Annotated in this window: 18 protein-coding genes and 1 tRNA gene; 8 read left to right on the forward strand and 11 right to left on the reverse strand. The window is 66.3% G+C overall.

The window, feature by feature from the left end; genetic code table 11:
- Nucleotides 1–78 precede the first annotated feature (78 nt).
- Complete coding sequence (gene edd / locus CD928_RS12765; protein WP_095387504.1) at nucleotides 79–1920, reverse strand: phosphogluconate dehydratase; 1842 nt, start codon at nucleotides 1918–1920, stop codon at nucleotides 79–81.
- 207 nt (nucleotides 1921–2127) lie between these two features.
- Nucleotides 2128–3531 carry a glucose-6-phosphate dehydrogenase gene (gene zwf, locus CD928_RS12770; RefSeq protein WP_255247201.1) on the reverse strand — a complete coding sequence of 468 codons (1404 nt, stop codon included), beginning with the start codon at nucleotides 3529–3531 and terminating at the stop codon, nucleotides 2128–2130.
- Between the two features lie 317 nt (nucleotides 3532–3848).
- Between zwf and glpD the strand changes: the two genes are divergently transcribed.
- Entirely contained in the window at nucleotides 3849–5351 is a 1503-nt protein-coding gene (glpD, locus tag CD928_RS12775; protein WP_095387506.1) for a glycerol-3-phosphate dehydrogenase, read from the forward strand.
- On the opposite strand, the gene CD928_RS12780 is transcribed toward glpD, so the two are convergent.
- Nucleotides 5348–6091, reverse strand: coding sequence for an SDR family oxidoreductase (locus CD928_RS12780; RefSeq protein WP_095387507.1), 744 nt, complete (start codon nucleotides 6089–6091; stop codon nucleotides 5348–5350). The two genes, glpD and CD928_RS12780, sit on opposite strands and share 4 nt — an antisense overlap.
- 96 nt (nucleotides 6092–6187) lie before the next feature.
- Here CD928_RS12780 and CD928_RS12785 point away from each other — a divergent pair, with 96 nt between their 5' ends.
- Nucleotides 6188–7102, forward strand: coding sequence for an AraC family transcriptional regulator (locus tag CD928_RS12785; protein ID WP_095387508.1), 915 nt, complete (start codon nucleotides 6188–6190; stop codon nucleotides 7100–7102).
- Here the strand turns inward: CD928_RS12785 and ahpF are convergent, their stop codons facing one another.
- The 3 genes from ahpF to CD928_RS12800 all read right to left on the reverse strand — a co-directional run bounded on the left by ahpF (nucleotide 7103) and on the right by CD928_RS12800 (nucleotide 10662).
- Nucleotides 7103–8686: an alkyl hydroperoxide reductase subunit F gene (gene ahpF, locus CD928_RS12790; protein ID WP_095387509.1), complete on the reverse strand. Its 1584-nt coding sequence runs from the start codon at nucleotides 8684–8686 to the stop codon at nucleotides 7103–7105.
- Nucleotides 8687–8821: 135 nt separating this feature from the next.
- Complete coding sequence (gene ahpC / locus CD928_RS12795) at nucleotides 8822–9385, reverse strand: alkyl hydroperoxide reductase subunit C (protein WP_095387510.1); 564 nt, start codon at nucleotides 9383–9385, stop codon at nucleotides 8822–8824.
- A gap of 89 nt (nucleotides 9386–9474) precedes the next feature.
- Nucleotides 9475–10662 (reverse strand): MFS transporter, encoded by a 1188-nt coding sequence (locus tag CD928_RS12800; RefSeq protein ID WP_095387511.1) that lies wholly within the window; start codon nucleotides 10660–10662, stop codon nucleotides 9475–9477.
- A gap of 150 nt (nucleotides 10663–10812) precedes the next feature.
- Between CD928_RS12800 and CD928_RS12805 the strand changes: the two genes are divergently transcribed.
- Nucleotides 10813–11724, forward strand: coding sequence for a LysR substrate-binding domain-containing protein (locus CD928_RS12805; protein WP_095387512.1), 912 nt, complete (start codon nucleotides 10813–10815; stop codon nucleotides 11722–11724).
- Nucleotides 11725–11750: 26 nt separating this feature from the next.
- On the opposite strand, the gene CD928_RS12810 is transcribed toward CD928_RS12805, so the two are convergent.
- Both CD928_RS12810 and CD928_RS12815 read right to left on the reverse strand, forming a co-directional pair.
- Complete coding sequence (locus tag CD928_RS12810; protein WP_095387513.1) at nucleotides 11751–12281, reverse strand: dihydrofolate reductase family protein; 531 nt, start codon at nucleotides 12279–12281, stop codon at nucleotides 11751–11753.
- A 75-nt stretch (nucleotides 12282–12356) separates the two neighbouring features.
- The gene (locus CD928_RS12815) at nucleotides 12357–12998 is read right to left on the reverse strand and encodes a glutathione S-transferase family protein (protein WP_095387514.1); all 642 of its coding nucleotides are present in this window, start codon (nucleotides 12996–12998) and stop codon (nucleotides 12357–12359) included.
- Nucleotides 12999–13086: 88 nt separating this feature from the next.
- Here CD928_RS12815 and CD928_RS12820 point away from each other — a divergent pair, with 88 nt between their 5' ends.
- Nucleotides 13087–13596, forward strand: coding sequence for a helix-turn-helix domain-containing protein (locus tag CD928_RS12820; RefSeq protein WP_095387515.1), 510 nt, complete (start codon nucleotides 13087–13089; stop codon nucleotides 13594–13596).
- A gap of 54 nt (nucleotides 13597–13650) precedes the next feature.
- Here the strand turns inward: CD928_RS12820 and CD928_RS12825 are convergent.
- Nucleotides 13651–13727: transfer RNA gene (locus CD928_RS12825), tRNA-Arg, on the reverse strand.
- Between the two features lie 71 nt (nucleotides 13728–13798).
- Between CD928_RS12825 and CD928_RS12830 the strand changes: the two genes are divergently transcribed.
- Together CD928_RS12830 and CD928_RS12835 are read left to right on the forward strand one after the other, a co-directional pair.
- On the forward strand, nucleotides 13799–14560 hold the full coding sequence (locus CD928_RS12830) for a queuosine precursor transporter (protein WP_176473575.1): 762 nt from the start codon (nucleotides 13799–13801) through the stop codon (nucleotides 14558–14560).
- 5 nt (nucleotides 14561–14565) lie between these two features.
- Nucleotides 14566–14967 carry a hypothetical protein gene (locus tag CD928_RS12835; RefSeq protein WP_095387516.1) on the forward strand — a complete coding sequence of 134 codons (402 nt, stop codon included), beginning with the start codon at nucleotides 14566–14568 and terminating at the stop codon, nucleotides 14965–14967.
- Here CD928_RS12835 and purQ read toward each other — a convergent pair.
- Both purQ and purS read right to left on the reverse strand, forming a co-directional pair.
- Nucleotides 14929–15594, reverse strand: a complete 666-nt coding sequence (gene purQ / locus CD928_RS12840; protein WP_095387517.1) for a phosphoribosylformylglycinamidine synthase subunit PurQ — start codon at nucleotides 15592–15594, stop codon at nucleotides 14929–14931. The two genes, CD928_RS12835 and purQ, sit on opposite strands and share 39 nt — an antisense overlap.
- 16 nt (nucleotides 15595–15610) lie before the next feature.
- A complete protein-coding gene (purS, locus tag CD928_RS12845) occupies nucleotides 15611–15841 on the reverse strand; it encodes a phosphoribosylformylglycinamidine synthase subunit PurS (protein ID WP_095387518.1) in 231 nt (76 codons plus the stop codon).
- A 182-nt stretch (nucleotides 15842–16023) separates the two neighbouring features.
- Between purS and CD928_RS12850 the strand changes: the two genes are divergently transcribed.
- The gene (locus CD928_RS12850; protein WP_095387519.1) at nucleotides 16024–16197 is read left to right on the forward strand and encodes a bacterioferritin-associated ferredoxin; all 174 of its coding nucleotides are present in this window, start codon (nucleotides 16024–16026) and stop codon (nucleotides 16195–16197) included.
- Between the two features lie 101 nt (nucleotides 16198–16298).
- The gene (bfr, locus tag CD928_RS12855; protein ID WP_095387520.1) at nucleotides 16299–16781 is read left to right on the forward strand and encodes a bacterioferritin; all 483 of its coding nucleotides are present in this window, start codon (nucleotides 16299–16301) and stop codon (nucleotides 16779–16781) included.
- The last annotated feature ends 85 nt before the right edge of the window (nucleotides 16782–16866 follow it).

Raw genomic sequence — 16866 nt, forward strand, 5'->3', positions numbered from 1 at the left:
TCGCCCCCGCGAAGGCGGGGGCCGTTATCGGTGTTGCGCAAGGTGGCCGGCGGCCCCCGCCTTCGCGGGGGCGACGGATTAAATTACAGTCTCCATCGCCGCGAGCATCGCCGAGCCGCCCTTCTCCGCCTCGTCGGCGTGGATGCGGAACAAGGCGAACAGCTCGCGGCCGACGCCGAGCGCGGGCGGAGGCGGCGCGGCGGGGGCGCGCGACGCCCATTCGGCCTCGTCGACCAGCGCCACAACCTCGCCCTTCACCGCGCAGACGCGCACCGGATCGCCGTCCTTCAGATAGGCGAGCGGGCCACTGACGCCGTCGATGCCGGGCAGCGCCTCGGGCGACAGATGGATCACCGCGGGCACCTTGCCGCTCGCGCCCGACATGCGGCCGTCGGTGAGCAGCGCGACGCGAAAGCCCTTGTCCTGAAGGACGCCGAGCGCCGGGGTCAGCTTGTGGAGTTCGGGCATGCCGTTGGCGCGCGGGCCCTGGAAGCGGACGACGACGACGACGTCGCGGTCGAGTTCGCCCGCCTTGAACGCCGCGAGCACCTGGTTCTGGTCGTCGAAGATGCGCGCGGGCGCCTCGATCGTCCAGCGATCCTCGGCCACCGCGCTCGTCTTGATGATCGCGCGGCCGAGATTGCCGGCGAGCAGCCGCATCCCGCCATCGGGCGAAAAGGGCTCTGCGACCGGGCGCAGCATCGCGTCGTCGCGCGTCTCGGCGGGCGCGGCCTCCCAGTGGAGTTCATCGTTCACGAGCAGCGGCTCGCTCGCATAGGCCTCCATCGAGCCGCCGACGGTCAGGATGTCGCCGTGGAGCAGTCCCGCGTTCAGGAGCTCGCGCACGACGAAGCCGATCCCGCCAGCGGCCTGGAAATGGTTCACGTCGCCCGCGCCGTTCGGATAGACGCGCGCGAGCAGCGGCACCGCGTGGCTCAATTCGTCGAAATCCTGCCAATCGATGACGATCCCTGCGGCGCGCGCGATCGCGGGCAGATGGATCGCGTGATTGGTCGAGCCGCCGGTCGCGAGCAGGCCGATCGCGGCGTTGACGATCGCCTTCTCGTCGATGCAGCGCGCGAGCGGGCGATAGTCGTCACCGTCCCAGCCGATCTCGGTCAGCCGGTGCGTCGCGGCGCGGGTCAATTCCTGCCGCAGCTTCGTGCCCGGATTGACGAAGGCGCTGCCGGGGATGTGCAGCCCCATGAGTTCCATCATCATCTGGTTGCTGTTCGCGGTGCCGTAGAAGGTGCAGGTGCCCGCGCCGTGATAGGAGGCGGCCTCTGCGGCGAGCAGTTCGTCGCGGCTCGCCTTGCCCTCGGCATAGAGCTGGCGCACGCGCTGCTTTTCCTTGTTCGCGAGCCCCGAAGGCATCGGTCCCGCGGGGACGAGGATCGTCGGCAGATGGCCGAAGCGCAGCGCGCCGATGAGGAGGCCGGGGACGATCTTGTCGCAGATGCCGAGCAGCAGAGCGCCCTCGAACATCGCGTGGCTGAGCGCGATCGCGGTGCCCTGCGCGATGTTGTCGCGGCTGAACAGCGACAGGTCCATGCCCGCCTGTCCCTGCGTCACGCCGTCGCACATGGCGGGCACGCCGCCCGCGACCTGCGCGGTCGCGCCCTTCTCGCGCGCCGCGAGCTTGATCTGCTCGGGATAGCGACCATAGGGCTGATGCGCCGAGAGCATGTCGTTATAGGCGGTGACGATCCCGATGTTCATCGCCGCGCCGCCGCGGATCGCCGGCTTGTCCTCGCCCGACGCCGCGAAGCCGTGCGCGAGATTGCCGCACGACAGCATGCCGCGGTTGGTCCCCGCGTCGCGCTGGCGCTGCATGAGGTCGAGATAGGCGGCGCGGCGTTCGGCGCTGCGGCGGGTGATCCGGTCGGTGACCTTGGCGATGGTGGGGTGGAGAGTGGTCATAATGTAAAATCCAATCCCTTCTCCCCTTGCGGGAGAAGGATACGGAGCCTTGCGCCGAAGGTGCTAGGCGGAGTTGGATGAGGGGTTGCGAGCCAGCGGCTCGCGCGCTCGCTCGGCGAGCGCATACCCCTCACCCAGCTTCGACTAGCCAGCAAGCTGGCAAGTCTGCGCAACCCTCTCCCGCAAGGGGAGAGGGGATTTATTTCCTCAATCATGCCAGCTCGCCCCGTCGCGCTCGATCAGCGCGATCGCGCTCGACGGGCCCCAGCTTCCCGCGGTGTAGTTCTGCGGCGCCATGTCGACCGCGGCCCAGGCGTCGCGGATCGAATCGATCCACTGCCATTGCGCCTCGACCTCGTCGCGGCGCACGAACAGCGTCTGGTCGCCCTCGATGAAATCGAGCAGCAGCCGCTCATAAGCGATCCGCCGCCGTTCGCCCGCGAAGCTGTGCGAGAGCGAGACGTCGAGATTGACCTCCTTGAGCCGCACGCCGTCGCGGTCGAGGCCGGGCTGCTTCGCCATCACCTTGACGCGGATATTCTCTTCGGGCTGCAGATTGATGATCATGACATTGGCATCGAGCTTCGCCGCGCCGACGCGCGCGAAGATATTGTGCGGCACCGGCTTGAACTGGATCAGCACTTCGGACTGGCGCTGCGGCATGCGCTTGCCGGTGCGCAGGTAAAAGGGCACGCCCTTCCAGCGCCAATTGTCGATGAACGCCTTCAGGGCGACGAAGGTTTCGGTGTTCGACGGCTTGCCGAGTTCGTCGGCATAGCCCGCGACCGCCTGCCCGCCGACCGCGCCGCTGGTATATTGCCCCTTCACGCTCAGCGACTTGACGTCCTCCGCGCTCATCTTGCGCAGGGAGCGGAGCAGCTTCACCTTCTCGTCGCGCACCGCGGTCGACGAAACGCTCGCGGGCGGCTCCATCGCGATGATCGCGAGCAGCTGCAGCATATGGTTCTGCACCATGTCGCGCAGCGCGCCGACCCCGTCATAATAGGAAACGCGGCCTTCGAGCCCGACCGTCTCCGCGACCGTGATCTGGACATGGTCGATCGCCTGCGCGTTCCACAAGGGCTCGAACAACATGTTGGCAAAGCGCAGCGCGAGCAGATTCTGCACCGTTTCCTTGCCGAGATAATGGTCGATGCGGAAGACGCGGTCCTCGGCGAAGGCATCGCCGACCTGGGCATTGACCTCGCGCGAGGAAGCGAGGTCGTGGCCGATCGGCTTTTCCATCGCGATGCGGCATTCGGCGCAGGCGATGCCGGCGGCGGCGAGACCCTGGGCGATCGGCCCGAACATCGACGGCGGGGTCGAGAGATAGACGCCGACCGGGCGCGCCATCCGCTCGCCGAGGAGCGCGGCGAGATCGTCATAGCCGGTGCCCGAACCCGCATCGACCGCGCAATAGTCGATCCGGTCGAGGAAGCCGTCGACGACCGCGGCGTCGATGCGGTCTTCGGGGAGATGTTCGGCGAGCGCTTCGCGCACCTGCGCCTGAAAGGCGGCGCGGTCGAGCGCGCTGCGGCCCGAGCCGATGATCGTCAGCGCCTCGGCGAGCAGCCCGTCCATGTGGAGATTGTAGAGCGAGGGGAAGAGCATCCGGTGCGCCAGATCGCCCGTGGCCCCGAACAATATCAATGTCTCGACTTTGACGCTCACGGCGTTCCCCTTGAATATCCATTATCTGAAATGGCGGAGCCGCCGCCCGATTGCAACGCGCATACGTAGGCTGATTGGCCCCTCCCCTTCAGGGGAGGGGTTGGGGTGGGGGCCATCGAAATAGCGCAAGGCCGCTGGCCCCCACCCCGCTCGACTAAGGCTCGGCTAGCGCCGAACCAAGTCTCGCTGCCCCTCCCCTGAAGGGGAGGGGTGAAAATAGTTCTATCCGGCGCCGAACGATTCTAAGAGCCGAATCCATGACCGACCCCGCGCCGCCCTATGACGTCATCGTGATCGGCGGCGGGGTCAATGGCGCCGGGGTCGCGCGCGATGCCGCCGGGCGCGGGGCGCGGGTGCTGCTGCTCGAGGCGGGCGATCTCGCGCACGGCACCTCCTCGGCCTCGACCAAACTGATCCACGGCGGCCTCCGATATCTCGAACATTATGAATTCGGCCTGGTGCGCGAGGCGTTGAAGGAGCGCGAAACCCTGTGGGGCATCGCGCCGCACATCATTCACCCGCTGCGCTTCGTCCTCCCCCATCGCGACGGGCTGCGGCCGCGCTGGCTGCTGCGGCTCGGGCTCTTCCTCTACGACCATATCGGCGGGCGCAGGAAGCTGCCCGCGACGCGCTCGGTCGACCTCCGCCAGCATCCGGCGGGCGCGCCGCTGCAGAGCCGCTACGTCCGCGGCTTCGAATATTCGGACGGCGCGGTCGACGACGCGCGGCTCGTCCTGCTCAACGCGCGCGACGCCGCCGACAAGGGCGCGCGCGTCCGCACCCGCACACGCGCCGAGATGATGCGCGTCGAGGACGGGCTATGGGTGGTCGAGGCGACCGGCGCGAAGGGCCAAGCCTATCGCTTCACCGGACGCAGCCTCGTCAACGCCGCGGGACCGGAAGTGCTCGACGTCCTCCACCGCGCCGCCGCGCCGCCCGATTACAGGATGCGGCTGGTGCGCGGATCGCACATCGTGGTGCGCAGGATCTTCGATCACGACTATGCCTATTTTTTCCAGCTTCCCGACGGACGCATCTTCTTCGCCATTCCGTATGAGGGCGACTTCACGCTGATCGGCACGACCGACCAGGATCACGAGGGCTCTCTCGCCGATATCCATGCGAGCGCCGAAGAGATCGCCTATCTCTGCGAGGGCGCGAACCAGTATTTCCGCACCGCGATCACCCCCGCCGACGTGGTGTGGACCTATTCGGGGGTGCGGCCGCTGGTCGAGGACGGGTCGGGCAAGCCCGAGGCGGCGACGCGCGGCTACCGCATCGACCTCGACTGCGACGAGGGCGCGCCGCTGCTCACCATCTATGGCGGCAAGATCACCAGCTATCGCCATGTCGCCGAGCATGCGGTCGACGAACTCGCGGCGCACATAGCGGCGCTGTCGGGTCCGCGCTGGACCGGCGGAGCGCCGCTGCCCGGCGGCGATTTCCCGACCGATGGTCTCGCGGCGCTGATCGCAAAGCTCCGCCTCGCCCACCCCTTTCTGCCCGCCGCGACCGCCGACCGCATCGCCCGCGCCTATGGCACCGCGGCGCGGACGTGGCTCGGCAAAGCCGAAGGCTGGGACGATCTGGGCGGCGAGATCGCGCACGGGCTGTCGGCGGCCGAGGCCCGCTGGATGGTGAAGCGCGAATGGGCGCGGACGACCGAGGACATATTGTGGCGGCGCAGCAAGCTGGGGCTGCTCTTTACCAAAGACGAGGTGGGCCAGCTTGCTGCCTCACTCGACGCGATGCGCTGCTAGGCCGCCGCTGCGATCGCCTCTGCGTCCGCACCCGCCGGGAAATGCGCGAAACCGGATTCGTCGTGCACCGCCCGCCATACCGCGTCGGCGACATCCGCCTCGGTGGTAAACAGTGTCGGCTTGGCCATCGCGGCCAGAATGGGCTCCGCATAGCCGGCATAAGGTTCAGGCAACGCATCCTCCAATCTTATGTCGGTATTTCGGGTGAAGGCAGTGGTGGGACCATAGCCGGGTTCGACGAGCTTGACCGAAATGCCGAGCGGCTCGAGCTCGTGCGCGAGCGAGCGGGTAAAGCCCTGGATCGCCGTCTTGCTGCCCGTATAGGCGGCAGCGAGCGGGAAGGAGGCAAGCGTCGCCGACGACGTGACGTTCACGATCATCCCCCTGCCCCGCACACGAAACTGCGGAAGAACCGCCTGCGTCATCGCGATCGTGCCGAGCGTGTTGGTTTCGTATACCTCGCGGATTTTCCGCATCGGCGAATGCTCGAGCGCGCCGAAAAGGCCGATGCCCGCATTGTTGACCAACACGTCGAGCGGCCCCGCAGCCTTGAGCGCCTCAGCGAGGCTCGCGGCGTCGGTAATGTCGAGAGGCAACTGTCTTATCCGATCAGACGCTTCAAAGAGGTCGAGGCGCGGTGAGCGCATCGTCGCGACGACATTCCAGCCGCGGGCGTGAAAATGGCGGGCGGTTTCGAGGCCATAGCCCGACGAGCAGCCGGTGATCAGGATAGTTTTCATCTTGCGTCCTTTCCAATTGCAATGAAAGGAGACTAATTCTATCGATCAGGACTATCTATAATTTAAAATCCATATTTTATTCGAGACAGTCCATATATGCTCGACCCTCTGTCCGATCTCATCGTGCTGCTGCGCCCAACAACCGTTTTTGCGAAAGCGATCAGCGGCAGCGGCGGATGGGCCGTGCGCTATTCGTCGTTCGGCAACCCGAGCTTCTGCACGCTGCTGGAAGGCTCCTGCCGGCTCGCAATCGACGGGCAGGCGCCAGTCACCTTGCAGGCGGGAGACTTTGTGCTGCTGCCGGCAACGCCGGCCTTCACCATGTCGGGCGCCGATGCAGCCGAGCGCGTCGAACCGGTTCCGATCGACCCGCATGCAACCGCTGGCTTTTCTGGCGAAATGCGCCATGGCCCTCAGGATGGGGCGCCCGATGTGCGAATGCTCGGCGGTTATTTTTCCTTCGCATCGCCGGATGCCGCACTGCTGGTATCGCAGCTTCCCTCGCTTATTCACCTGCGCGGCGTCGAACGCCTAACGACGCTCGTCGAAATGGTCCGGCAGGAGTCGGGCGAGGAGCGCCCCGGCCGAGATCTGGTGCTGGCTCGGCTCGTCGAGGTGCTGCTGGTCGAGGCGCTGCGCGCGGTTAGCGGCAACGAAGCGCCGCCAGGACTGCTACGGGGGCTGGCCGACCCACGGATCGCCGTCGCCATCCGGCGCATTCACGACGAGCCGGCTCGATCGTGGACCGTTGCAGCGCTCGCGCAGGAAGCGGCACTGTCACGATCGGCCTTTTTCGATCGCTTCGCGCATATTGTCGGCATGCCGCCGATGGAATATCTGCAAGGCTGGAGGATGAGCATCGCGAAGGACCTGTTGCGCCGCCGCGCCGGACGGCTCGACGAGATCGCCGAGCGTGTCGGCTATGGCTCGGCGAGTGCCTTCAGCACCGCCTTCGCGCGTCACGTCGGACTGCCGCCGAAGCGCTATGCGCTGGCCGCAACCGCAACCTGATCACGCCGCCTCGACCTCGGCTTCGGCCGGCAGGCGGATCATATAGTCGAACGCCGACAGCGCCGCCTTCGATCCTTCGCCCATCGCGATGACGATCTGCTTGTAGGGCACCGTCGTGCAGTCGCCCGCGGCGAAGATGCCGGGCTGGCTCGTCTCGCCGCGATGGTCGACCTCGATCTCGCCGTGGCGCGACAAGGCGACGCTGTCCTTCAGCCATTCGGTGTTGGGAACGAGCCCGATCTGGACGAAGATGCCTTCGAGCTCGATCTGGTGCATCTCGTCCTTGCCGCGATCCTTGTAGGCGAGCCCCGTCACCTTCGCACCGTCGCCGAGCACTTCGGTGGTCAGCGCCGAGGTGACGATCTTGACGTTGGGCAGGCTGGCCAGTTTCCGTTGCAGCACCGCGTCGGCGCGAAGCTGGCTGTCGAACTCGATCAGCGTCACATGCGCGACGATACCCGCGAGGTCGATCGCCGCCTCGACGCCGCTGTTGCCGCCGCCGATCACCGCGACGCGCTTGCCCTTGTAGAGCGGGCCGTCGCAGTGCGGGCAGTAAGCCACACCCTTGTTGCGATAGGCGTCCTCGCCCGGCACGCCGAGTTGGCGCCAGCGCGCGCCGGTCGACAGGATCACGGTGCGCGCCTTCAGCGACGCGCCGCTCGCGAGCCGCACCTCGTGCAGGCCGCCTTCACGTTCCGCCGGGATCAGCTTTTCGGCGCGCTGCAGGTTCATGATGTCGACGTCATATTCGCGGACATGCTGCTCGAGTTGCGCGACGAGCTTCGGGCCCTCGGTATGCTGGACCGAGATGAAATTCTCGATCGCCATCGTGTCGAGCACCTGCCCGCCGAAGCGTTCAGCGGCGAGCCCCACGCGGATGCCCTTGCGCGCCGCATAGATCGCGGCCGCGGCGCCCGCCGGGCCGCCGCCGACGACGAGCACGTCGAACGTGTCCTTCGCGGCGATCTTCTCGGCCGCCTTCGCCTCGGCGCCGGTGTCGAGCTTGGCGAGTATCTGTTCGAGCTCCATCCGGCCCTGGCCGAACGTTTCGCCATTCAGGAAGATCGTCGGCACCGCCATGACCTGGCGCGCCTCGACCTCGTCCTGGAACAGGCCGCCGTCGATCGCAGCGTGGGTGATGCGCGGGTTGACGACGCTCATCAGATTGAGCGCCTGCACGATGTCGGGGCAATTCTGGCACGACAGCGAGAAATAGGTTTCGAAATGATAGTCGCCATCCAGCGCGCGGACCTGATCGAGCACCTCGGGCGCGACCTTCGGCGGGTGGCCGCCGACCTGCAGCAGCGCGAGGACGAGCGAGGTGAATTCGTGGCCGAGCGGGATGCCGGCGAAGCGGACAGCGACTTGCGCGTCGCTGGCGCGGCGGATCAGGAAGCTGGGGCGGCGCGCATCGTCGTCGGCGCGGGTCACGCTGACCTTGTCCGACAGCGCGGCGATCTGGTCGAGAAGGTCCGCCAGCTCGGCCGACTTCGCGCCATCGCCCAGCGACGAGACAAGTTCGATCGGTTCACGAAGATTCGTGAGAAGGCCTTGAAGCTGCTGCTTCAGATTGGCGTCGAGCATGGGGAGAGCTCCTGCATATTGGAAAAGCATCCGTGCGCTCCCGCGAAGGCGGGAGCCCAGAGCGATCAGGCACGAGCGTTGCGGCCTGACGCTCTGGGTCCCCGCCTCCGCGGGGACACACGGTGGATTTAAGGCTTAGATCTTGCCGACGAGGTCGAGCGAGGGCGCGAGGGTTTCGGCGCCTTCTTCCCACTTCGCAGGGCAGACTTCGCCCGGGTGGCTGACCCAATATTGCAGCGCCTTGATCTTGCGCAGCAGCTCCGCAGCGTTGCGGCCCACGCCCTCGGGGGTGATTTCGAGGAGCTGGATCTCGCCCTCGGGATCGACGACGAAGGTGCCGCGGTCGGCAAGGCCGACGCCTTCACGCAGCACTTCGAAATTGTTCGACAGCGCGTGGTTCTGGTCGCCGACCATATAATAGTTGATCTTGCCGATCGCCGGCGAGGTGTCGTGCCACGCCTTGTGGCAGAAATGCGTGTCGGTCGACACCGAATAGACCTCGACGCCCATCTTCTGGAGGGTCGGGTAGATGTCGGCGAGATCTTCGAGCTCGGTCGGGCAGACGAAGGTGAAATCGGCGGGATAGAAGAAGAAAACCGCCCACTTGCCCTTCACGTCGGCGTCGGTGATGTCGACGAACTTGCCATCCTTGAACGCGGTGGCCTTGAAGGGTTTGAGGGTCGTATTGAGAACGGACATGGAGAGCTCCTTTGTTGTCGGGAGCCCTCCCCTAGCCCTTTATGTTGCAATGCGAAAAGTGAAAATACAGGAAGTTTTGATCGAATTTATCAATAAGTCTCGCACGGCTGCGTGATGGCCGGAATCGCGCCACGACGGGCGCCGGATCGCGAGGCGAGAACGATCGCGAGGCCGCCCACCGCCATCGCCGCCCCCGCGATCGACACGGCCGGAAAGCCGAGCCCGAGGCCGATCACGCCGCCCCCGACCGCCGCGCCGACCGCATTGCCGAGGTTGAAGGCGCCGATGTTGACCGCCGATGCAAGGTTGGGCGCGTCGGATGCCGCCTCCATCACCCGCATCTGCAGCGGCGGCACGATCGCGAAGGTCGCGATGCCCCAGACGAAGATCGTGACCGCGGCGGCGAGCGGCGTGAACATCGTCACGGCGAACAGGACAAGCGTCCCGGCGAGCCCCGCGAGCGAAACGATCAGCGTCCGCTCGATCGACTTGTCGGCGAAGACGCCGCCGAGCCAGTTGCCGAAGGTCAGGCCGAGCCCGTAGATCACCAGCATCGCGGTGACGAACAGCGTCGTCGCGCCGGTGGCTTCCTTCAGGATCGGCGCGATATAGGTGAAGACGGTGAACATCGCCGCCGATCCGATCGCGGTCAACGCCAGCGCGACGAGCACCTCGCGGCGGCGGAGCACGCCGAGTTCGGCCAGCATGTCGCCGCCCGCCTCCTGGCGCATGTCGGGGAGCGCGAAGCGAAGCGCGGCCATGGTCAGCAGACCCCAGACGCCGATCGCGGCGAACGCCGTCCGCCAGCCCAGCGTCTCGCCGACCCAGGGCGCGAGCGGCACGCCGATGACATTGGCGAGCGTCAGCCCCATGAACATCGCGGCGACCGCGCTCGCCCGTTTTTCGGGCGCGACGATGCTCGCCGCGACGACCGAGCCGACGCCGAAGAAGGCGCCGTGGTTGAGCGAGGTGATCACCCGCGCGACCATCAGCATCGCATAGTCGCTCGCGATCGCGGACAGGAAATTGCCGAGCGTGAAGATGCCCATCAGCGCGATGAGCAGCGTGCGCCGCTTCATCTTCGCGGTGGTGAGCGTCATCAGCGGCGCACCGATCATCACGCCGAGCGCATAGGCCGAAACGAGCAGCCCCGCGGCGGGGATCGAAACCCCCAGCCCCTCGGCCATGTCGGGGAGCAGTCCCATGGGCGCGAATTCGGTGATGCCGATACCGAAGGCGCCGGTGGCGAGCGCGAGCAGCGGGAGATTGATCTTCATCGAGGGTCCTCCGGTTGGACGAAGGGCGGGTCCGCCGCGGGTGATCCCGGCCGGCGACGAACAGCCCGCTCTTTCCTTTGTAAACAGAACGCATAAATAGAGGAGCGTAGCCACGCTGATTAGCGAGCATGTGAGCCAAGGATTTTTGCGATGGATGCAAAGATGGATGGAAGCGCCGATCGCGCCCGCGCGATGGAGGTCTTCGCCGCGGTCGTCGCGGAGGGCAGTTTCTCCGCCGCCGGGCGCCGGCTCGGCCTGACCCCGTCGGCGGTCAGCCGCACCGTCGACCGCATCGAGGCGCGGCTGGGGGTGCGCCTGCTGCTTCGTTCGACCCGCGCGCTCGCGCTCACCGCCGAGGGCGACGCCTATCTTCGCGCCGCGCGCCGCATCCTCGCCGACCTCGACGACAGCGAGCAGGCGATCGCCGATCAGGGCGCGCCGCGCGGGCGGCTGCGCATCAGCGCGGCGCAGGCGCACGGGCGGCTGTGCATCGTGCCGCGGCTCGGCGAATTCGCACGGCTCTATCCCCATATCCTGGTCGACATCAGCCTGTCCGACCGGCTGGTCGACGTCGCCGCGGGGCAGGCCGACGTCGCCGTTCGCTTCGGTCCGCTCGCCGACAGCCTGCTGACCGCGCGCAAGCTGGGCGAGAACGGCCGCGTGATCGTGGCCTCACCCGACTATCTGGCGCGCCACGGCACGCCGCAGGTGCCCGAAGAGCTGCACGCGCACAATTGCCTGAACTTCAACTTCCGCCGCGCCGAGCCCGTCTGGCCCTTTCGCCGCGACGGGCGCGATTTCGCGCTGTCGGTTCGCGGCAATATCGAGGCGAACAACGGCGAAACGCTGGGGCAACTCGCCGCGGCCGGGGTCGGCATCGCGCGCGTCGGCGCGTTCAGCGTCGTCGACGATCTCGCCGCCGGCCGCCTCGTCCCGATCCTCGAAACCTATAATCCCGGCGACGTCGAGGCGATTCACGCGGTGTTCGCGGGCGGCGCCAACACCCCGGCGCGCGTCCGCGTCTTCGTCGATTTCCTCGCCGAGCGGCTGGGCCTCAAGTGAAGGCGAACATCGGCAGGGCCGCGAAATCAGGCCGGCACATAGGTCAGCCGGATCGCATCCTCGCCGATCCGGTCGTGGGCGACGAGGCGAAGCCGCGGCCGGGGCCCGGCGAAATAGGGCGTGCCGTGCCCGAGCACGACGGGGTGGAGATAGATGCGATATTCGTCGATCAGCCCCAGTTCGGTAAGGCTCCGCGCCAGCCTGGGGCCTCCCACCTCGATCTCCCCTTCCTGCTCGGCCTTCAACGCGCGGATCGCACCCTCCAGATCATCCCCGATCAGGGTCGCGTTGGGACCGACCGACTTCAGCGAATGCGAGACGACCCATTTCCGCTGGCGCCGCCACGCCGCCGCGAACGCGCGTTCATCGGCGCCCCATTCGGGATGGTCGTCGTCCCAATAGCGCATGATCTCGTAGAGCTGGCGGCCATACAGGCTGCCTGTCTGCCCCCCGGCCTCCGCGATGAAATGGCGGAACAGCGTGGCGTCCGGCGCGAACGCCATATGGTCGACATAGCCGTCGAGCGACTGGTTCATTCCAAACACGAGCCTGGCCATAGCCTCTTCCTTTCCTTCGCGCGGCGTATCCACCCCATGGGGGATGGGTGCTCGACGGGTCGCCTGAGCCCTGCGTCAACCGCCCCTTGCCGCCGCCCACGCCTTGGTATCCTGGCATATGTCCATGGCGCGCCTGTAGCCGTCGCGGCCCGTGACGCGGCCGATATAAGCCTCTTCGGCCTCGCCGCAGACGACGCCGCCGTTCCGCCTCGCCTGCAGCAGGGCATAGGCTACCGAGATGTCGGCCGCCGTGAAAGCCTCGCCGGCGACATAGGGCGCGCCCGCGAGCTGCCGCGTCACCAGGCCGAGCCGCGATTCGAACACGCTCATCGCCTGGCGGGCGCTCCAATTGTCCCGTTCGCCCTCGGGCGCGATGTTGCGCGCGCCGCTGACGAAATAGATGGACGTTGCCAGCCCGGCCTCGCCGAGGTGAAGGAACTGCTGATACAGGGGGAAGGCGGGGTCGTGCGGCGGCGGCGCGAGCGGCGTCGGGCCATGGCGCGCCATCAGATATTCCATGATCGCGATCGATTCGACCATGATGACGTCGCCATCCTGGATCGCCGGAATGAATCCGGCCGGATTGATCGCCAGAAACTCCGGATCCTTCTCGACCCCAGCGAGCAGATCCACCGGCCGCAATCGATAAGGAAGCCGCATTTCCTCCAGCAGCCAGACGACCCGGAAGCCGCGCCCCTCGCCGAATACGGTAATCACGGCCGCACCTCTCCATGCTTGCAATTTGCAACCGGTTGAGGTTTAGCCCGACCGATCCTACTTTGCAAGCGGTAGGAGGCCCAAGAGATTGAAGCATGCACACCGATCGGGCTGCCCGATCAATCTGACGCTCGAGGCGCTGGGGGATCGCTGGAGCCTGATCGTCATCCGCGACCTGATGTTCGGCAACCGCCGCCGTTTCCGCGAACTGCTGACCCGGTCGGAGGAGCGGATCGCCTCGAACATTCTGGCCGACCGGCTGGCGCGCCTGGAGAAAGCCGGATTGATATCGCGCCGCGACGATCCCGGCCACAAGCAGAAGATCATCTACAGCCTGACCGAAGCATCGATCGCGCTGGTGCCGCTGCTCGCCCATATGGGCGGCTGGGGCCTGCGCCACACGCCCGCGTCGAAGGAGCTTTCGGTGCGCGCGAAAATCCTCGAGGACGGCGGTCCGCCGCTATGGTCCGAGTTCATGGAGGAACTGCGGCACCTTCACCTGGGAGCGCCGGCACCCGCAGAGTCGGTCTTCGCCAGGCTGCAGTCGGCCTATGAGGCCGCGCTTGCCGAGCCGGCGACGGCGTCCCCGAACGGCTAGGGCCGAGCGCAACGCGATCATCGCCGGCGCTGCCGAAACATCAGTGGTCCCATGTGGCGCGCCCGGCAGGATTCGAACCTGCGACCACCCGCTTAGAAGGCGGGTGCTCTATCCAGCTGAGCTACGGGCGCGCGGCACGGCTGTGCGGAGGGGCGAATAGCGCGGTTTGCGCGGACCGCAAAGCGCGTTAAGCAGCGTGCCGATGACCGACTCCACCCAGACCGCGTCCGGACACACGTCCTCGCTCGCGCACGTCAGCGCCGGACAGGTGCGCCATTTCCGCTATTACGACCTCGTGATGGCGGCTTTCGTCGCGATCCTGCTCCTCAGCAACATCATCGGCGCTTCGAAGCCCAGCTATATCCCGCTGCCCGACGGCCGCCAGTGGGCGTTCGGCGCAGGCGTGCTTTTTTTTCCGATCAGCTACATCATCGGCGACGTTCTCACCGAGGTTTACGGCTATGCCCGCGCCCGACGGGTGATATGGACGGGCTTTGCCGCACTCGCGTTCATGGCGTTCATGGCTTGGGTGGTCGTGTCGCTGCCGCCCGCCGATGGCTGGCCGGGTCAGGCAAGTTATGAATTCGTCTTCGGCAATAGCTGGCGCATCGTGCTCGCGTCGATGGCGGCCTTCTGGGTCGGCGAGTTCGCGAACAGCTATGTCCTTGCGCGAATGAAGCTCGCGACCGGCGGACGCTTCCTCTGGATGCGCACTATCGGCTCGACCATCGTCGGCCAGGGGCTGGACAGCCTGATTTTCTACCCGCTCGCCTTTTACGGCCTTGCCGGATGGCCGCCCGAACAGTTGATGCAGGTCGTGCTGTCGCAATGGCTGTTCAAGACGACGTGGGAGGTGGTGCTGACGCCCGTCACCTATGCTGTCGTCGGCCTGCTCAAGCGGCGCGAAGGTGTCGACGTGTTCGACGAGGGCACCGACTTCAATCCCTTCGGCGCCAAGGTTTGACCTCCATGACCCTGATCGAGCTTGCCTCGCTTTTCGAGGACCGGAAGAGCTGGCTCGTGACCACGAGCGGGCTCGATAAGGATGCCCTGCACGTCTATTTCGGGATGGCGCTGTTCCTCCTCGTCCGGCTGCTCTGGCGCTGGCGCGGCGGCTGGTTCGTGGCGTGGCTCGCGGTGCTGGCGATGGCGTGCGGCGGCGAGTGGCTCGACGTCACCGCCGAGGCGAGCCGATCGGCGATCCGTCCCGACCCCGAGCATTGGCACGACATCTGGAACACGATGTTCTGGCCGACGGCGCTGCTGTTGATCGGCCGCTGGCTGCAGCCGGCGGCGAAGGCATCATCGGAAGGGGAAGACGCGGCCCCGCCGTCAGGCGAGGACGCCGAGCGCGGCCTCGAACAGCCGTAGCCCGTCGGTGCCGCCGTGCGCGGCGTCGATCGCGCGCTCCGGGTGCGGCATCATGCCGAGGACATTGCCGGCGTCGTTCAGCACGCCCGCGATGTTGCGCGCCGAGCCGTTGACACCATCCGCATAGCGGAACGCGACGCGTCCCTCGCCCTCGATCCGGTCGAGCGTCGCCGCATCGGCGAAATAATTGCCGTCGTGGTGCGCGACCGGAATGTCGATCGTCTCGCCCGCATTGTAGCCGGCGGTGAACAGCGACTGGCTGTTCTCGACCGTCAGCGGCACGGTGCGGCACACGAAATTGAGCCCCGCGTTGCGCATCAGCGCGCCCGGAAGCAGCCCGGCCTCGGTCAGCACCTGAAAGCCGTTGCACACGCCGAGCACCGGCACCCCGCGCGCCGCGGCGTCGGCGACGCTGCGCAGGATCGGCGACCGCGCCGCCATCGCCCCCGAACGGAGGTAATCGCCGTAGGAAAAGCCGCCGGGCAGCGCGATGAAGTCGATGCCGTCCGGAAGCCCGGTCTCGCGATGCCACACCATCGCAGGGGCGCGGCCGGTGACGCGCTCCAGCGCGACCGCCATGTCGCGGTCGCAGTTCGAACCCGGAAAGACGATGACGGCGGTCTTCATGGCGTGTCTCCTGCCCTCAGGCGCGTTCGATCCGGTAATTCTCGATCACGGTGTTGGCGAGCAGCTTCGCGCACATCGCGTCGAGATCGGCGTCGCTGACGCCGTCGGCGACCTCGAGCTCGATGAAGCGGCCCGCGCGCACGTCGCTGACGCCGCCGAAGCCCAGCCCTTCCAGCGCATGGTGGATCGCCTTGCCCTGCGGGTCGAGCACCCCCGGCTTGAGCGTCACATAGACCTGGACTTTCATGGGGCGGACCTTTGCGAGAGGGGGGCGGGAACGATGGGCGCGCCTATGCCCGCGAATCACCCTTCGGGCAAGGGGCGGGACCCATGAAAATCCCCTTTTTCCGATTGCGAACCACTCGCATCTTTCTTGTTGCGAATCCGTCGCACTAGCCCTACATCGCAATTGTTGAGAAGGATTCGCACATGGTCGTCTGTGTCTGCAACGCAATAAGGGAACGGGATTTGCGCGATGTCGCAAAGAACGGCCAATTGCGGTGCGCCAAGGCCGCCTATGCGCAACTGGGTCGCAAACCCAAGTGCGGCCAGTGCCTGTCATTCGCTCGCAATATCATCAGCGACGTCGCAGCGACCGCCTGATTTTTCGCGGAAATCAGCCATTTTCACCCTTGGCCTGACCGGGTCCGGGCGCCTATAATGCCGCCCACTTTCCCACCCGAGACATAAGACAGGACACGGCAATGAAGGGCGACGAAAAGGTCATCGACTTCCTCAACGAGGCGCTGAAGAACGAGCTGACCGCGATCAACCAATACTGGCTGCATTACCGGATGCTCGACAATTGGGGCATCAAGCGGCTCGCCGAGTTCGAGCGGCACGAATCGATCGACGAGATGAAGCACGCCGATCAGCTCGCCGACCGCATCCTGTTTCTGGGCGGGCTGCCCAATTTCCAGATGCTCGGCCGGCTGCGCGTCGGCGAGACGGTCGAGGAGATATTGAAGGCCGACCTCGCGCTCGAGGAAGAGGCGATCCCGCTGCTCAAGGACGCGATCGCCCATTCGGAGAGCGTGCGCGATTATGTCAGCCGCGAACTCTTCGCGCACATCCTCGAAAGCGAGGAGGAGCATGTCGACGAGCTCGAAAAGCAGTTCGACATGATCGAGCGCATGGGCATCGAAAATTACGTCCAGCTCCAGTCGAAGCCCGCCAGCGACGACTGATTTTTCGTAAAAATCCGCCGGATTCCCGGCATTTGGAGAGGCGCTTACCGGCGCCTCTCTTTTTTGCTTGTATTTGCGAATAATT

Source organism: Sphingopyxis sp. GW247-27LB (assembly GCF_002277025.1).
GTDB lineage: Bacteria > Pseudomonadota > Alphaproteobacteria > Sphingomonadales > Sphingomonadaceae > Sphingopyxis.

Bases quoted from the DNA above. Each gene is read 5' to 3' on its own strand.
- edd (WP_095387504.1), bottom strand. From the start codon at position 1,920: ATGACCACTCTCCACCCCACCATCGCCAAGGTCACCGACCGGATCACC.
- zwf (WP_255247201.1), bottom strand. From the start codon at position 3,531: ATGCTCTTCCCCTCGCTCTACAATCTCCACATGGACGGGCTGCTCGCC.
- glpD (WP_095387506.1), top strand. From the start codon at position 3,849: ATGACCGACCCCGCGCCGCCCTATGACGTCATCGTGATCGGCGGCGGG.
- CD928_RS12780 (WP_095387507.1), bottom strand. From the start codon at position 6,091: ATGAAAACTATCCTGATCACCGGCTGCTCGTCGGGCTATGGCCTCGAA.
- CD928_RS12785 (WP_095387508.1), top strand. From the start codon at position 6,188: ATGCTCGACCCTCTGTCCGATCTCATCGTGCTGCTGCGCCCAACAACC.
- ahpF (WP_095387509.1), bottom strand. From the start codon at position 8,686: ATGCTCGACGCCAATCTGAAGCAGCAGCTTCAAGGCCTTCTCACGAAT.
- ahpC (WP_095387510.1), bottom strand. From the start codon at position 9,385: ATGTCCGTTCTCAATACGACCCTCAAACCCTTCAAGGCCACCGCGTTC.
- CD928_RS12800 (WP_095387511.1), bottom strand. From the start codon at position 10,662: ATGAAGATCAATCTCCCGCTGCTCGCGCTCGCCACCGGCGCCTTCGGT.
- CD928_RS12805 (WP_095387512.1), top strand. From the start codon at position 10,813: ATGGATGCAAAGATGGATGGAAGCGCCGATCGCGCCCGCGCGATGGAG.
- CD928_RS12810 (WP_095387513.1), bottom strand. From the start codon at position 12,281: ATGGCCAGGCTCGTGTTTGGAATGAACCAGTCGCTCGACGGCTATGTC.
- CD928_RS12830 (WP_176473575.1), top strand. From the start codon at position 13,799: ATGACCGACTCCACCCAGACCGCGTCCGGACACACGTCCTCGCTCGCG.
- CD928_RS12835 (WP_095387516.1), top strand. From the start codon at position 14,566: ATGACCCTGATCGAGCTTGCCTCGCTTTTCGAGGACCGGAAGAGCTGG.
- purQ (WP_095387517.1), bottom strand. From the start codon at position 15,594: ATGAAGACCGCCGTCATCGTCTTTCCGGGTTCGAACTGCGACCGCGAC.
- purS (WP_095387518.1), bottom strand. From the start codon at position 15,841: ATGAAAGTCCAGGTCTATGTGACGCTCAAGCCGGGGGTGCTCGACCCG.
- CD928_RS12850 (WP_095387519.1), top strand. From the start codon at position 16,024: ATGGTCGTCTGTGTCTGCAACGCAATAAGGGAACGGGATTTGCGCGAT.
- bfr (WP_095387520.1), top strand. From the start codon at position 16,299: ATGAAGGGCGACGAAAAGGTCATCGACTTCCTCAACGAGGCGCTGAAG.